The sequence below is a fragment of the Phenylobacterium aquaticum genome (assembly GCF_022695515.1).
In the GTDB taxonomy this organism is placed as follows: domain Bacteria; phylum Pseudomonadota; class Alphaproteobacteria; order Caulobacterales; family Caulobacteraceae; genus Phenylobacterium; species Phenylobacterium aquaticum.
Window position 1 is genome coordinate 100330 of record NZ_JALDPT010000009.1, and the last position, 13455, is coordinate 113784.

The window sequence follows — 13455 nt, forward strand, 5'->3', positions numbered from 1 at the left end:
ATGATCTAATCGCCCCCGCACCACACCCCGCGTGGCGCGCCGCACGGGCCCCGCCATGATCCCTGCCGACTACGATCCCATGGCCGAGATGCCGCAGTGGGCGCGGTCGGTTCCGGGGATGGATCACACGGGCGGATGGAAGCCGAGCCAGTATCAGCCGCGGATCGGCCAAATCATCTGTCAGCGGGTGGCGGCGGGCATGACCATGCGCCAGATCGCGGCGGATCCGGACATGCCGTCCTACGCCACCATCTATCACTGGCTGAAGCTGCACGCCGACTTCGCCAACCTCTATGTCCGGGTGCGCCAGAAGGTGGCCGCGGCGCGGCTGGAGGAGCGGGACGAGGCCGATGCGCGGGCGGCCGACCAGGCGTGGGAGGATCGGGTGTCGCGCATCTGGGAGGACCGGCGGGTCCCGCGCGACTGGGGGGCGGGCCGGCGCAGCGGCTACAGCCCCGCCCTGGCCCAGCGGTTCTGTCGCGCCATCATCGCGGGCGGGTCGCTCAAGACCATCACCGCACGTCCGGGCATGCCGTCGGTCAAGCAGGTCTATACCTGGCTGCGCCAGCACGCGGCGTTTCGCGAGGCCTATCTCCAGGCCCGGGCCGAACAGCGGATCGGCCTGGCCCTGCGCGCCGACGCCGTGGCCGTGACGGCCACCCCCGACACAGCGTCGATCGCTGAGGCCCGGATCGCCCAGATCGAAGGGCGGATCGGGCGGCTGACGCCGAAGGTCTATCGGACGGGGTGGTGAGCGGTGGGACCTGCCGCCCCGCAAGCGCCTCCCCCGCGGGGAGCGCCGAACCGCCCTCACCCCCAGCGGTGGTCCGGCACGATGGCGACGGGCACGCCCATCAGGCGGCGGGGGGCGAGATAGCGGTTGTCGTCCTGGCTGAGGAAGCTGGGGTCCTCCAGCAGGTGGCGCCATTCGGCCGGGGTGAAGTGGAGGGCGACCGCGCCATCCGGGCGGCGGTCGGGTTCGAAGGTCTCGCTCAAATTCGCCATGTCGGTACTCCCGTCTCGGCCCCACACACAGGCTGAGGGCCCAAGGGGGCGGCAATAGGGCGCGGGCGGGCCCGGATGTGGCCGGCGGTGTCGGCGGCGCAACAGCCGGGGCGGCGGCGGGGCTGCGACATTCTGTCCACACCACCGTCCCTTAACGCCTCGCCACCCAGGATGGCGGCGCGTTCCATGGACCCAGGCGTAATGAGCGATCAGCGTAAGACCCCCTGCCCCGGATGCCGCGACGGCGCGGCCTTCGACCTAGAGGTGTCCATGGCCTTCCAGCCGATCATGGACGTCGAGACCGGCCAGCCCTTCGCCTTCGAGGCCCTGGTGCGCGGCGCCCAAGGCCAGGGGGCCGGCTGGGTGCTGGACCAGGTGACCGAGGCCAATCGCTACGCCTTCGACCAGCAGTGCCGGGTGAAGGCGATCCAGACCGCGGCCCGCGCCGGCCTGCTGGACACGCCCGGCCGGCTGTCGATCAACTTCCTGCCCAATGCGGTCTATTCGCCCAAGGCCTGCATCCAGCTGACCCTGGCGACGGCGGCGGCCTGCGCCTTTCCCACCGACCGGCTGATCTTCGAGTTCACCGAGAACGAGCAGATGGTCGACCCGACCCACGTGGCCAATATCGTCGCCAGCTATCACGAGATGGGCTTCGGCACGGCGCTGGACGATTTCGGCGCCGGTCATGCGGGGCTGAACCTGCTGGCCCGGTTCCAGCCGGACATCATCAAGCTGGACATGGAGCTGATCCGCGACCTGGATTCCAGCCTGGCGCGGCGGGTGATCGTGGCCGGGGTCGTGCGCATGTGCGTCGAGCTGGGGATCACGGTGATCGCCGAGGGGATCGAGACGCAGGGCGAGCTCGCCGCCCTGCGGGAGATCGGGGTGCGCTACATCCAGGGCTATCTGTTCGCCAAGCCGGCCTTCGAGGCCCTGCCGGTGGTGCGCCTGGACGCCGCGCCCATGCGCCGCCAGGCTTGAGCCGCCAAGCTTGAGCCGCCAGGCCTGAGCCGCCTTCCCATCCGCCGATCCCCCGACTAGGGAAGGCGGGTAACCGGAAAGGCCAGGATCAGATGAGCGACGACCGCATCGGCGACAACGCCCAGGAACTGCACAACACCCTGGGTCAGGTGCGGATCGTCGAGATGGGCGGCGGCCGCGCGGTGATCGAATATCTGGCGGGCCCGCACATGTGCCACTCGGGCGGGGTGGTCCAGGGCGGCTTCGTCTGCGGCTGGATCGACGCGGCCATGGCGCACGCGGTGATGGGCGAGGCCGGCGCCGAGGTGACGCCCATGTCCCTGGAGCTTAAGGTCAGCTTCTTCGCCCCCGCCGGACCGGGCCCGGTGTTCGCCGAGGGTTGGATCGAGCGGCGGGGCAAGTCGACGGCCTTTGTCGAGGGCCAGCTGAAAAACGCCGCCGGCCAGGTGCTGGCCAAGGGCTCCTCCACCATCCGCCTGATGCCCCGCGCCCAGGTCGAGGCGCGGGCCAGGGCGTCCGCGGAATAGGGTTCAATCCCGCCGCAGGGCCTCGGTCATGCGGCCGAAGACCTGATTGATCTCGCCAGCGAGGCCGGGGTCGACGCCGGTGTCGGCGAAGGCGCGGGCCATGGCGTCGCGCCACTGGCGGGCGGTGTCGGCGGTGACCACCACGCCATTGTGCGCCTTCATCATGCAGACGCCGGGGCGAGCCTCGAACCAGTCGCGCGGACCACCCAGCCAGCCCATCAGGAAGTCGGTCAGGGACAGGCGCATGGGCCCGAGGTCGGGGGCGTGCAGGTCGCGCAGGGCCTGATAGGCCGGATCGCTGTCCATGAGGTCGTAGAAGCGGTTGACCACCCGGCGGATGGCCGCCCGTCCGCCGATGCGATCAAAGGGCAGGGCTTCAGTGGTCTCGACGCTCATGAGGATCTCCGCTGTGGCCGGGCAGGCTGGCGGACGCCGGGCGGGGCGGCCTTGATCCAGCGCAAGGCGGCTTGACTTCCCCCAGGGCGCGGGCGCGCGATGGCGGCCTGCAATTCCTCGGGAGGGATCCATGACACTGACGGGCGGATGCTATTGCGGCGCGGTGCGCTATGAGGCGCAGGGGCCGGCCATGATGCGCGGCCAGTGCCTCTGCCGCGAGTGCCAGTACATCTCCGGCGGCGGGCCGAACCTGTTCATGGTGCTGGGCGCCGACGGGTTCAAATATGTGAAGGGCGAGCCGGCCCGGTTCACCCGCACGGACCTGGACCAGCCGGTGACCCGCGAGTTCTGCGGGACCTGCGGGACGCCGATCACCAGCCGCGTGCCGCAGAACCCGGCCATGGTGATCCTGAAGATCGGAACCCTGGACGACCAGAGCCAGTTCGAGGGCCCGCAGATGGCCATCTGGATGAAGGACGCCCGGCCCTATCACCTGGTGGCCGAGGGCGTGCCGCAGATCCCCGCGCGCCGGGCTGATCTAGACCGCCGCGGCGACCACCCGGGCGACATCGGCGAGGATGGCGTTGCGCGCGTCGTTGGACGCCGGCCCGCCGGTCAGGAAGGCCGCGACCAGCAGGGGCCGTCGCCCCGGCGGGGTGATCACCGCGACATCGTTGGTCGTGGCGCGGTCGCCCGATCCGGTCTTGTCCCCGACCTGCCAGCCCGCGGGCAGGCCGGCGCGCAGCCGCGCATCGCCCGTGGTGTTGGCCGTCAGCCAGGCGTTCAGCCGGGTGCGGGACGCCGGCGACAGGGCCTGGCCCTGGGTCAGGCGGTTGAGCAGATAGACCATGGCGTCGGGGCTGGTGGTGTCGCGGGCGTCGCCGGGAATCGCCGAGTTCAGCGCGGTCTCCCAGCGGTCCAGGCGGGTGACCTTGTCGCCCTGGCCCCGCAGCCAGGCGGTCAGGCCCGCGGGGCCGCCCACGGTCTTGAGCAGCAGATTGGCGGCGGCGTTGTCGCTGAGGGTAATGGCCGCCTCGCACAGGGCGGCGATGGTCAGGCCCGGCAGGCCGACATGGCCCTCGGTTCCCGGCGAATGGGGCTGCAGGTCGGTGCGCTCGAAGACGATCCGTCGCCCTAGATCCTCTTGGCCTTTGTCGACGCGGGCCAGGACGCAGGCCGCCAGGGTCCACTTGAAGACGCTGCACATGGGGAAGCGCTCGTCGCCGCGAAAGCTGTAGCGGCGCCCCGTTTCCAGATCCAGCACGGCCACGCCCAGGCGGCCGGTCGAGCGGGACTCGAGCTGGGCCAACAGGCGGGTCGGATCCGTTAAGGTTTTTGGGGTCGCCGACTGGGCGCGGGCCAGCCACTCCAGCCCCTGGCGACCGCCGCCGGCCGCCAGACCGACCCCGGTCAGGGCCAAGCCCATCATCAGATTGCGCCGCCCGACCATGACATTCTCCGCTCCAGACGCCGGCGATCCTGGCCGGGGCGCCGCCTGCGCGCAAACGATGATAGATCAGGCGAGTCCCTAGGAAAATTTGGGTCTGAAGCCATGTCCCGCGTCCACCTGCCGCTCAATGCCCTGCGCGCCTTCGAGGCCTCGGCCCGGCATCTGAGCTTCACCCGCGCCGGGCTGGAGCTGTCGGTCACCCAGGCGGCGGTGAGCCACCAGGTGAAGGGGCTGGAGCAGAGGCTGGGGGCGACCCTGTTCCGCCGGCTGCCCGGGGCCTGGCCCTGACCGACGAGGGCCAGGCCCTGCTGCCCAGCCTGCGCGAGGCGTTCGGACGGCTGGAACAGGCGATCGAGCGGTTCGAGGGCGGCCAGGTGCGCGAGGTCTTGTCCGTGGGGGCGCTGGGCACCTTCGCGGTGGGCTGGCTCTTGCCGCGGCTGGAGCGGTTCCGGGCCGACAGCCCCTTTGTCGACCTGCGGCTGTCGACCCACAACAATCGCGTCGACCTGGCCGGCGAGGGGCTGGACTGCGCCATCCGCTTCGGCGACGGGGCCTGGCACGGGACCGAGGCGGCCCGGCTGTTCGACGCGCCCCTGGGGGTCCTGTGCGCCCCGGCCATGGCCGAGCGCCTGGCCCGGCCGACGGACCTGGGCCGCGAGACCCTGCTCAGATCCTATCGCGCCGACGACTGGCCCAACTGGTTCGCCGCCGCCGGCGAGGCCTGCCCGACCCTCAAGGGTCCGGTGTTCGATTCCTCCTGGCTGATGGCCGAGGCCGCGGAACAGGGCGTGGGCGCGGCCCTGGTTCCCGTCGCCATGTTCCAGCGGGCGCTGGCCGGCGGGCGGCTGGTCCAGCCGTTCGCCACCGAGGTCGCCACGGGCGCCTATTGGCTGACCTGGCTGAAATCGCGGGCGCCCAGCCCCGGCCTGACCGCCTTCCTGGCTTGGCTGCAGGCGCAGGCCCGCCCGCAGGAATAGGCGCGCCGGGGCTCGGCAAGCCGCCCGCCCCGCCCTATGTCTTAGGCGACGGCCAGTCCGGCCGCCTACGGAGCAGTCCCTTGAGCGTCGCCTTCACCAAGGAAGAGGACAGCGAGGCCCAGGCCGCGAACCTGCCCGACCGGCCGATCTCCGCGCATCCCAACCTGGTCACGGCCAAGGGTCTGGCCGAGCTGGACGCCGCGCTCGCCGAGGCGCGGGCGGCCTATGCCGCGGCCCAGGCCGAGGGCGGGATCAGCGCCGACCGCACCGCCATGGCCCGCGCCACCCGCGACCTGCGCTACTATTCCGCCCGCCGCGCCAGCGCCCAGCTGATGGAAACCTCGGCCGCCCCGGACAAGGTGGTGTTCGGCGGGACCGTCACCTTTGAGCGCGAGGACGGGCGGGTCTCGACCTATCGCATCGTCGGCGAGGACGAGGCCGATCCGGCCAAGGGGGCGGTCTCCTATGTCTCCCCGCTCGCCCGCGCCCTGCTGGGCAAGAGCGTCGGCGACACCGCGACCCTGGCCGGCCAGGAGGTCGAGGTCACCGCCCTGGCGTGATCCGACCTGCGGTCAAGGCTGGAACGGCTGGCGGGGCTCGCCGGTTAGGGGTGGCAGTCCAGTCACCGCAGGAGCCTCCCCATGAGCACCGACACCCGAGATCTCGCCGCCGTCGAACGCCGGCTCTGGTCCGAACTTGAGGACCACCAGACCGGGATGCTGGGGATCGACGGCAGCCCCCGCCAGACCCAGCCCATGACCGCGTTCCTGGAACGCGACGTCAATCAGATCTGGTTCTTCACCCGGTCCGACACCGAACTGTCGAAGATGATCGGCGAGGGCCGCCGCGCCAATTTCATCGTCCAGACCAAGGCGCTGCAGGCGGTGATCACCGGCGACCTGACCCTGCAATTCGATCCGGACCGGATCGACCGCTATTGGAACGCCGTGGTCGCCGCCTGGTATCCGCAAGGCCGGCAGGATCCGAGCCTGACCATGCTGTGCCTGAGCTGCGACGAGGCGCAGGTCTGGCTGTCCGAGGCCGGCCCCGTGCGGTTCGTCTGGGAGATCGCCAAGGCCAACGCCACCCACCAGCCGCCGGAGCTCGGCGGCCGGGCGAGCCTCAACTTCCACTAGTTCGGCAGGCCGGCGAAGGTCAGCCGGGCGGTCACGCCCCCCTGGGTGGCGAGATCGAACTCGCCACGAACCTGGGTCGCCAGGCTGCGGACGATCCACAGGCCGAAGCGATCGGCGTTGGCCGGCGCGGCGGGGTCGAACCCGACCCCGTCGTCGGCCACCACCAGTTCGGTGCGGCCGTCGGGGCGCGGGCCCAAGCCAACCTCGATCCGGCCGGGACCGCCGTTGGGATAGCCGTGGGCGAGCGCATTGCCGATCAGCTCCTGGGCGATCAGGGCCAGGGTCGAGGCCATGGAGTCCGGGACGATCACCTGGCCGGCCAGCACCTCGATCTGGGCCGCGTGTGCGCCATGACGCCGACGCCAGACCGGGGTCATCTCGTTGAGATAGCCGCCCAGATCGACGCCGCCGCCGGTGCGATGCCGCTCCAGCGCGCCGAGCGAGCCGATCGCGTCGGCGACCCACAGCAGCTGGCGGGCGGCCTCAGGATTGCCGGCCCTCTGGCTGCGCATCCGCGCCAGGGCGCCGAGCAACTGGAAGATGTTGGCGGTGCGATGGCGCAGCTCCGAGGTCGGATCACCCCCTCTGCCGCCCCGGTCGTCGCTCATCGCCATAACCCCCTCGGTTCCGACCTGGCCGCGGCCTCGCCGCCTGCGCAAATCGGGAACGTGGTTATCGTCCCCATCCCCTATCCGCAACAACCAAGCCCCTGGTTGATCCAAGTCAACGGCGCCACCTGAGCTGGGGCGGCGCCGCCTAGAGCGGCAAGGCTGTGGTGAACTTGATCTGCTCCATGGCGAAGGAGGAGGAGACGTCGCCCAGGGGGGCCGTGGCGATCAGGCGCTTGTAGAAGCGGTCATAGGCGGCGATGTCGCGGACGATGACCTTGAGCAGATAGTCGGTCTCGCCACTCATCCGGTAGAACTCCACCACCTCCGGCAGGCTGGCGGCGCCGCGGGCGAAGGCGTTCAGCCACTCCTCATCATGCCGCGCCGCCCGGACGGCGACGAACACCACCAGGCCGAGGTCGAGCTTGTCGCGGTCCAGGAGGGCGACCCGGCGCTCGATCACCCCCTCGTCGGTCAGGCGCTTGACCCGCTTCCAGCAGGGTGTCTGGGACAGGCCGACCCGCTCGGCCAAGTCGGCGATGGAGATCGTAGCGTCGGCCTGCAGCTCGCGCAGGATGCGGCGATCGATGGGATCGAGACTATCGTTCATGCGAACCGGCCATATGAGAGAATAATCTTCTCTATTAAAGCGATCTGACGACAAAATCGATAATGTCGTTCTCGCGATCCCGCCGCATCATCAGGTCCTCAGTCGCAGGGGACCGCCATGATCGACGCCTTCACCCGTCATCCGCACGCCGTCGGCGAGACCTATGGCGAGCATCTGAGCGCCGCCTCCAGCTACGCCTGGCCGATGATCGCCGCCGGCTTCGCCTGCCTGATCCACGCCATCTTCCCCTTCGCCTTCGAGCGGACGGCGAGCGACTGCGTCCAGCGCCTCTATGGCCGCATGGCCGCTCGGGGCCGCGTGCCGGCCCATGGCCCGGCGCGGGACGCCGTGAACGCCTGATCGTGAAACGCCGCCGGCCTTGACCAACGTCAAGGCGGCGAAGCCGTGATAGGGTGACACGTCATCGACCGCCGAGGAGGCCGGGCGCGTGAACCCTACCGACCCATCCGCCAAGACCGGCCCCTTGAGGGGCCTGGGCGAGCTTGCCGCCCTGATGGGCGCCGGGCTCAAGGCCCTGACCCGTTTCTGGCCACGCCGCCGTGCCCGCGACGACATCCATGCGCCCGCCGCGTCGGTCGAGGTCCCCGGCGATCCCGGCCCCGTGCTGGAGACGCTGGAGAAGCTCGGCGAGAAGACCGCCCCCATCTCGCCCTATCCCGTCAACGACTGAGCCCAGCCGTCACGATCCTGCGTATCAGAGGGCGTAGTCCTTCCCCATGACCACCCGTAATCTCGACGCCCTGTTCGAACCGCGCGCCATCGCCCTGATCGGGGCGAGCAACCGGCCAGGCTCGGTGGGCTCGGTGCTGGCCCGCAACCTGCTGGAAAGCGGGTTCGCGGGGCCGGTCCTGCCGGTCAATCCGCACGAGGGCGCGATCCGCTCGGCCATGGCCTATGCCAGCGTCGCCGACCTGCCCGTCGCCCCGGACCTGGCGGTGATCGCCACGCCCGCGCCGACCATTCCCGGCCTGATCGCCGAGCTGGGCCAGCGCGGCTGCCGGGCCGCGGTGGTGATCTCCACCGGCTTCGGCGCCGACGCGGGCGAGGACGGGCCGCGGCTGAAGACCGAGATGCTGCAGGCGGCACGACCGCACCTGTTGCGGATCATCGGCCCCAACTGCCTGGGCTTCATCTCGCCGGCCCACGGGATCAACGCCAGCTTCGCCCACCTGACCCCGGCCGCGGGCCGGATCGCCCTGGTCGCCCAGTCGGGCGCTGTGGCCGCCGCGGCCATCGACTGGGCCCACGCCCAGGGGATCGGCTTCTCGCACATCGTCACGATCGGCGACGCCGCCGATGTCGATTTCGGGGACCTGCTGGACTATCTGGCGCTCGACGCCGCCACCCAGGCGATCCTGCTCTATGTCGAGAGCATCCGCGACGCGCGGAAATTCATGACCGCCGCCCGGATCGCCTCGCGAAACAAGCCCGTGGTGGTCGTCAAGACGGGGCGCAGCGCGGCCGGCGCCAAGGCGGCCTTCTCACATACCGGGGCGCTCGCCGGATCGGACGCGGTCTATGACGCCGCCTTCCGCCGGGCGGGCCTGCTGCGGGTCGGCGAGCTGCGCGAACTGTTCGAGGCGGTCCAGACCCTGGGCGCCGGCCTGACCGCCCGCGGCGACCGGCTGGCCATACTGACCAATGGCGGCGGCGCCGGGGTGATGGCGACCGACGCCCTGGAGGCCCGGGGCGGACGGCTGGCCCAGCTGTCGCCGGGAACGGTCGCGGCCCTGAACGCCGTGGCGCCGGCCAATTGGAGCCACGGGAACCCCGCCGACATCCTCGGCGACGCCAAGCCGGCGCTCTATGGCAAGGCGATGGAGGCCCTGCTGGCCGAGCCAGAGGCTGACGCGATCCTGGTGATGAACTGCCCCACCGCCGTCGCCTCCTCCACCGAGGCGGCGCAAGCCGTGGTCGAGGCGGTGGTGAAGGCGAGGTCCGGCAAGCCGGTTCTGACCGCCTGGCTCGGCCAGACCGCGGTGGAGCCCGGGCGCCGGGTGCTGGCCGCCGCCGGCCTGCCGGTGCAGGAGACGCCGGACGAGGCGGTGCGCGCCTTCATGCACCTGGTCGAGCATCGCCGCGGTCAGGAACTGCTGCTGCGCGTGCCCGCGGTCGGCGATCTCGCCCCGCCCGCGCCGGAGCTGGCGCGCCAGGTGCTGGACACCGCACGGGCCGAAGGCCGCCGCGACCTTACTGACCCCGAGGCCCGTCAGGTTCTCGCCGCCTATGGGGTGCCGGTGGTGGAGAGCCGCAAGGCGGCGACCGCGCTGGAGGCCGGACAGGCGGCCGAGGCGCTCGGCGGACCGGTCGCCCTCAAGATCCTGTCCAAGGACATCAGCCACAAGAGCGATTCCGGCGGGGTGATGCTGAACCTTGAGGGCGCCGCGGCCGTCGAGCTGGCCGCGGGCCAGATGCTGGAGCGGGTGCGCAAGGCCGTGCCCGAGGCCCGCATCGACGGCTTCGTCCTGCAGCCCATGATCCGCCGGCCCAAGGCCCAGGAGCTGCTGGCCGGCATCGCCCAGGATCCGACCTTCGGGCCGGTGATCCTGTTCGGCCAGGGCGGGATCGGGGTCGAGATCCTGGCCGACCGCACGGTGGGTCTGCCGCCGCTGGACGACGTGCTGGCCCGCGACATGATCTCCCGCACCCGGGTCGCCAAGCTGCTGGCCGGCTATCGGGACCGCCCGCCGGCCGATCTCGCGGCCGTGGCCGAGGTGCTGATCCGCCTGGCCCGGCTGGCCGTCGAGCTGCCGCAGATCGCCGAGCTGGACATCAATCCCCTGCTGGCCGACGACGCCGGCGTGCTCGCGCTCGACGCCCGCATCCGCCTGGCCGCGCCCGAGGCGGTTCCGGCGCGGACGGCGATCGGCCCCTATCCCCAGGGCCTGACCCGCGACCTGACCTTGGACGGCGAGACCCTGACCGTCCGGCCCATCCGGCCGCAGGACGCACCCCGGCTGATCGAGATGGTCGACCGCTCCAGCGCCGAGGACGTGCGCCTTCGCTTCCGCTCGGGCTTCCAGCACCTGCCGCAGAGCTGGGCCGCCCGGCTGTCGCAGATCGACTATGATCGCGAGATGGCCCTGGTCGCCGAGACCGCCCAGGGCGAGGTGGTCGGGGTGGGCCGCATCGCCGGCGACCCGGAGGGCGAGACGGCCGAGTTCGCCCTGATGGTGCGCACCGATCACCATCATCACGGCCTGGGCCGTGAGCTGCTCGCCGCCCTGATCACCCACGCCCGCGCCAAGGGGCTGAAGCGGCTTTGGGGCGATGTCGCCCGCGACAATCCGAAGATGCTGCAGCTGGCCGACACCCTGGGCTTCATCCGCCACACCGCCGAGGACCCGGCGCGGGTGAAGGTGGAAAAGGCCCTCTAGGGGGCCGTTACCCCTTGGGCTCGATGAGGTCCCAGCGGTTGCCGTAAGGGTCCTCGAACACCGCGACGGTTCCGTAGGGCTCCGCGCGGGGCGGCTCCAGGAACCGTACACCGGCGGCGGTCATCCGGGCATGGTCGGCGGCGAAGTCGTCAGTCTCCAGGAAGAAGGCCACGCGGCCGCCGGTCTGGTCGCCGACCCGCGCGGCCTGGCGCTCGTCGGAGGCGCGGGCGAGCAGCAGCCCGGCGCCGGCCGGCGTGGTCACCACAACCCAGCGCTTGCCGCCCCCCATGTCCTCGTCGCGCGACAGGGCGAAGCCCACCGCGTCGACATAGAAGGCGATGGCCGCGTCATAGTCGGCGACCAGCAGGGTGGCGAGGGCGAAGCGCTGAATCATCCCGCCACCCTACCGGCTTGCGGTCCGCGGGTCGCGATCCTGCATCCGGGCGCGGGTCGACCTCGTAACCTCGCGGAAGGTTGCGCGTCCCACGACGTGATTTTGGAGCGACGGAATGGCGCCGGACCGGCGTGTAAATCCCTCTGGCAAGGCGCGTCCGTTGGCCGCAGACGAGCGCGCTTGGCCCGATCGGCAACTATAGATAGTGATTAACCCTGCTTTTCTTGCGGATTTGAGCCCCTGCTCGGCGCGGCCTGCGCCGCGCCTCGCCTCCATCGGAGTACTCATTCGTGCGATATGATGCGGGTGGCGGCGAGGGCGGCGCGGCGCGGAAGCAAGCCCTTTCGCTTCCGATCGGCGACTTCGAGATCGCCCGGCTGGCGCGGGAATTCGTCCTGGATTGCGTGAACCTGGTGGCCGGCGCCATCGACGCCGACCATGTCTCGACCCTGCTGTTCATGGCGACCCTGCACGCCAATATCCGCCACATCACCCACGATCCCGAACTCGCCGAACGGCTGGGCGGCGGGGCGCCGCCGGATTCGGAGCGTCGCCCGGTGAGCCTCTACAGCCTGGCCCGCACCTATCACCTGTCCTACGAGACGGCGCGGCGGCATCTGCACAAGCTCATCGACAGCGGCCTGGTGGAGCGGGCCCAGGATCAGGGCCTGATCGTGCCGACCCGCGCGCTGCTCGGGCCGGAGGTGTCCGAGGTGGTGAACCGCAACGAGCTCCGCACCCGGCGCTTCTTCCGCCAACTGAACGGCGCGGACGCCGAGAGCAAGGTACTGCCGCTGTCCACCGGGACCATGCGCCGGCAGATCTCGCGCCTGACCACGGAATATTTCCTGACCTTCCTGCGGATCTCCAGCGAGGCGGTCAGCCACGACCTGGTGACCACCCTGGTGTTCCTGGCCCTGCTGCAGGCGATCACCGAGCAGCATCCGGTGATGGGCGGGACCAATCCGTTTCCGACCGCCAGCGTGTTCGCCGCGGCCCGCCAGCTGAACCTGCCCTATGAGACGACCCGCCGGCACGTGGCCAAGCTGATCGCCGCGGGGCTCTGCGCCAAGGCCCCGGACGGCAAGATCCGGCTGTCCAACGACCTCAAGACCCATCCCCAGTCGGACGACTATCTCGGCGCCACGATCGTGGAGACCTGCCGGCTGGCCGACAACCTGACCCAGGCCGGCATGGATCTGGAGCTGCGGGTCTAGCCCCGGACCCAGGCGGCGACACCGAGCACGAAGCCCAGCTCGAAGACCTGTTCGACGGCGCCCAGCACATCGCCGACATAGCCGCCCAGCAGGCGTTTCGCGGTCAGGGCCAGGGCCAGCGCCAGGGCTCCGCCGAGCCCGAGCCCCCAGGCCGCGCCCGCGACAGGCAGGAGGCCCAGCGGGGCGAGCCCGAACAGCAGGGCGATCGCCAGTTCGACCCCGGTGACGCCGACCGGAGCGGGCTTCCACTTGGACACCTCCAGGTCGCCCACATAGGCGAGCCCTTTCATGGCGCAGACGGAAGCTGCGCGGCCGCCGGCGTGGGCCGCGATCAGGGTCAGGGCGGCGGGACCGGCCGGGAGGCTGGCGAGGCCGGCGACCTTGGCCGCCAGGACAAGACCGAGCCCCAGGGCGCCATAGGTCCCGATGCGGCTGTCCTTCATGATCGCCAGGCGGCGGGCCGGATCGCCGCCGCCGCCCAGCCCGTCGCAGGTATCGGCCAGGCCGTCCTCATGGAAGGCGCCGGTGACCAGCACGCCTACGCCGACCGCCAGCAGGGCCGGCAGGACGCCGCTCCACAGCCGGTCGGCGCCGATCAGGACCAGGCCGCAGATCCCCCCGACCAGGACCCCGACCAGGGGGAAGTAGCGCGCCGAGCGGGAGATCATCTCGGGCCGGAAGTCGCGGATCGCCGGGGTCGGCAGCCGGGTCAGGAACTGGACCGCGCAGAGGACGAGCCGCAGCTGGCCCATC

General features: G+C 71.1%; 18 protein-coding genes and 1 pseudogene. 12 read left to right on the forward strand and 7 right to left on the reverse strand.

Annotated elements, in window-relative coordinates:
* The first annotated feature begins 55 nt into the window (after nt 1–55).
* Nucleotides 56–754 (forward strand): terminase small subunit-like protein, encoded by a 699-nt coding sequence (locus MQH10_RS08865; protein ID WP_242563701.1) that lies wholly within the window; start codon nt 56–58, stop codon nt 752–754.
* A 56-nt stretch (nt 755–810) separates the two neighbouring features.
* Here MQH10_RS08865 and MQH10_RS08870 read toward each other — a convergent pair whose 3' ends face one another.
* Nucleotides 811–1005 (reverse strand): hypothetical protein, encoded by a 195-nt coding sequence (locus MQH10_RS08870; RefSeq protein WP_242563702.1) that lies wholly within the window; start codon nt 1003–1005, stop codon nt 811–813.
* Nucleotides 1006–1206: 201 nt separating this feature from the next.
* Here MQH10_RS08870 and MQH10_RS08875 point away from each other — a divergent pair, with 201 nt between their 5' ends.
* Complete coding sequence (locus MQH10_RS08875; protein WP_242563703.1) at nt 1207–1989, forward strand: EAL domain-containing protein; 783 nt, start codon at nt 1207–1209, stop codon at nt 1987–1989.
* A 92-nt stretch (nt 1990–2081) separates the two neighbouring features.
* Complete coding sequence (locus MQH10_RS08880; protein ID WP_242563704.1) at nt 2082–2516, forward strand: PaaI family thioesterase; 435 nt, start codon at nt 2082–2084, stop codon at nt 2514–2516.
* Between the two features lie 3 nt (nt 2517–2519).
* On the opposite strand, the gene MQH10_RS08885 is transcribed toward MQH10_RS08880, so the two are convergent.
* Nucleotides 2520–2912: a group II truncated hemoglobin gene (locus tag MQH10_RS08885; RefSeq protein ID WP_242563705.1), complete on the reverse strand. Its 393-nt coding sequence runs from the start codon at nt 2910–2912 to the stop codon at nt 2520–2522.
* 193 nt (nt 2913–3105) lie between these two features.
* Here MQH10_RS08885 and MQH10_RS27045 point away from each other — a divergent pair.
* Nucleotides 3106–3330, forward strand: a pseudogene (locus tag MQH10_RS27045) (GFA family protein); the annotation flags it as partial.
* Nucleotides 3331–3450: 120 nt separating this feature from the next.
* On the opposite strand, the gene bla reads toward MQH10_RS27045, so the two are convergent.
* Nucleotides 3451–4362, reverse strand: coding sequence for a class A beta-lactamase (gene bla / locus MQH10_RS08895; RefSeq protein ID WP_242563707.1), 912 nt, complete (start codon nt 4360–4362; stop codon nt 3451–3453).
* 102 nt (nt 4363–4464) lie between these two features.
* Here bla and MQH10_RS26775 point away from each other — a divergent pair, with 102 nt between their 5' ends.
* The 4 genes from MQH10_RS26775 (at nt 4465) to MQH10_RS08910 (ending at nt 6475) form a co-directional block, all read left to right on the forward strand.
* Nucleotides 4465–4650 (forward strand): LysR family transcriptional regulator, encoded by a 186-nt coding sequence (locus tag MQH10_RS26775; protein ID WP_336605064.1) that lies wholly within the window; start codon nt 4465–4467, stop codon nt 4648–4650.
* Nucleotides 4651–4736: 86 nt separating this feature from the next.
* On the forward strand, nt 4737–5339 hold the full coding sequence (locus tag MQH10_RS08900; protein ID WP_336605065.1) for a LysR substrate-binding domain-containing protein: 603 nt from the start codon (nt 4737–4739) through the stop codon (nt 5337–5339).
* 80 nt (nt 5340–5419) lie between these two features.
* A complete protein-coding gene (gene greA, locus MQH10_RS08905; RefSeq protein ID WP_242563708.1) occupies nt 5420–5899 on the forward strand; it encodes a transcription elongation factor GreA in 480 nt (159 codons plus the stop codon).
* 81 nt (nt 5900–5980) lie between these two features.
* Nucleotides 5981–6475 (forward strand): pyridoxamine 5'-phosphate oxidase family protein, encoded by a 495-nt coding sequence (locus MQH10_RS08910; protein ID WP_242563709.1) that lies wholly within the window; start codon nt 5981–5983, stop codon nt 6473–6475.
* On the opposite strand, the gene MQH10_RS08915 is transcribed toward MQH10_RS08910, so the two are convergent.
* On the reverse strand, nt 6472–7083 hold the full coding sequence (locus MQH10_RS08915; RefSeq protein WP_242563710.1) for a sensor histidine kinase: 612 nt from the start codon (nt 7081–7083) through the stop codon (nt 6472–6474). The two genes, MQH10_RS08910 and MQH10_RS08915, sit on opposite strands and share 4 nt — an antisense overlap.
* 148 nt (nt 7084–7231) lie before the next feature.
* Nucleotides 7232–7693, reverse strand: coding sequence for an Lrp/AsnC family transcriptional regulator (locus MQH10_RS08920; protein WP_242563711.1), 462 nt, complete (start codon nt 7691–7693; stop codon nt 7232–7234).
* Nucleotides 7694–7810: 117 nt separating this feature from the next.
* On the opposite strand from MQH10_RS08920, the gene MQH10_RS08925 reads away from it, so the two are divergent.
* From MQH10_RS08925 to MQH10_RS08935, 3 genes are all read left to right on the forward strand, one after another.
* Nucleotides 7811–8053: a DUF6356 family protein gene (locus tag MQH10_RS08925; RefSeq protein WP_242563712.1), complete on the forward strand. Its 243-nt coding sequence runs from the start codon at nt 7811–7813 to the stop codon at nt 8051–8053.
* 88 nt (nt 8054–8141) lie between these two features.
* Entirely contained in the window at nt 8142–8384 is a 243-nt protein-coding gene (locus MQH10_RS08930; protein ID WP_242563713.1) for a hypothetical protein, read from the forward strand.
* Nucleotides 8385–8430: 46 nt separating this feature from the next.
* Complete coding sequence (locus MQH10_RS08935) at nt 8431–11091, forward strand: bifunctional acetate--CoA ligase family protein/GNAT family N-acetyltransferase (RefSeq protein WP_242563714.1); 2661 nt, start codon at nt 8431–8433, stop codon at nt 11089–11091.
* 7 nt (nt 11092–11098) lie between these two features.
* Here MQH10_RS08935 and MQH10_RS08940 read toward each other — a convergent pair whose 3' ends face one another.
* Nucleotides 11099–11485, reverse strand: a complete 387-nt coding sequence (locus tag MQH10_RS08940) for a VOC family protein (RefSeq protein ID WP_242563715.1) — start codon at nt 11483–11485, stop codon at nt 11099–11101.
* A 290-nt stretch (nt 11486–11775) separates the two neighbouring features.
* On the opposite strand from MQH10_RS08940, the gene MQH10_RS08945 reads away from it, so the two are divergent.
* Nucleotides 11776–12702: a hypothetical protein gene (locus MQH10_RS08945; RefSeq protein ID WP_242563716.1), complete on the forward strand. Its 927-nt coding sequence runs from the start codon at nt 11776–11778 to the stop codon at nt 12700–12702.
* On the opposite strand, the gene cobS is transcribed toward MQH10_RS08945, so the two are convergent.
* On the reverse strand, nt 12699–13454 hold the full coding sequence (cobS, locus tag MQH10_RS08950; RefSeq protein ID WP_242563717.1) for an adenosylcobinamide-GDP ribazoletransferase: 756 nt from the start codon (nt 13452–13454) through the stop codon (nt 12699–12701). The two genes, MQH10_RS08945 and cobS, sit on opposite strands and share 4 nt — an antisense overlap.
* Nucleotide 13455: the final 1 nt, after the last annotated feature.

Excerpts from the sequence above, each read along its gene's own strand:
- MQH10_RS08880 (WP_242563704.1), top strand. The coding sequence starts at position 2,082 with ATGAGCGACGACCGCATCGGCGACAACGCCCAGGAACTGCACAACACC.
- MQH10_RS08865 (WP_242563701.1), top strand. The coding sequence starts at position 56 with ATGATCCCTGCCGACTACGATCCCATGGCCGAGATGCCGCAGTGGGCG.
- MQH10_RS08875 (WP_242563703.1), top strand. The coding sequence starts at position 1,207 with ATGAGCGATCAGCGTAAGACCCCCTGCCCCGGATGCCGCGACGGCGCG.
- MQH10_RS08885 (WP_242563705.1), bottom strand. The coding sequence starts at position 2,912 with ATGAGCGTCGAGACCACTGAAGCCCTGCCCTTTGATCGCATCGGCGGA.
- MQH10_RS26775 (WP_336605064.1), top strand. The coding sequence starts at position 4,465 with ATGTCCCGCGTCCACCTGCCGCTCAATGCCCTGCGCGCCTTCGAGGCC.
- MQH10_RS08925 (WP_242563712.1), top strand. The coding sequence starts at position 7,811 with ATGATCGACGCCTTCACCCGTCATCCGCACGCCGTCGGCGAGACCTAT.
- MQH10_RS08870 (WP_242563702.1), bottom strand. The coding sequence starts at position 1,005 with ATGGCGAATTTGAGCGAGACCTTCGAACCCGACCGCCGCCCGGATGGC.
- MQH10_RS08940 (WP_242563715.1), bottom strand. The coding sequence starts at position 11,485 with ATGATTCAGCGCTTCGCCCTCGCCACCCTGCTGGTCGCCGACTATGAC.
- MQH10_RS08915 (WP_242563710.1), bottom strand. The coding sequence starts at position 7,083 with ATGAGCGACGACCGGGGCGGCAGAGGGGGTGATCCGACCTCGGAGCTG.
- MQH10_RS08910 (WP_242563709.1), top strand. The coding sequence starts at position 5,981 with ATGAGCACCGACACCCGAGATCTCGCCGCCGTCGAACGCCGGCTCTGG.
- cobS (WP_242563717.1), bottom strand. The coding sequence starts at position 13,454 with ATGGGCCAGCTGCGGCTCGTCCTCTGCGCGGTCCAGTTCCTGACCCGG.
- bla (WP_242563707.1), bottom strand. The coding sequence starts at position 4,362 with ATGGTCGGGCGGCGCAATCTGATGATGGGCTTGGCCCTGACCGGGGTC.
- MQH10_RS08920 (WP_242563711.1), bottom strand. The coding sequence starts at position 7,693 with ATGAACGATAGTCTCGATCCCATCGATCGCCGCATCCTGCGCGAGCTG.
- MQH10_RS08935 (WP_242563714.1), top strand. The coding sequence starts at position 8,431 with ATGACCACCCGTAATCTCGACGCCCTGTTCGAACCGCGCGCCATCGCC.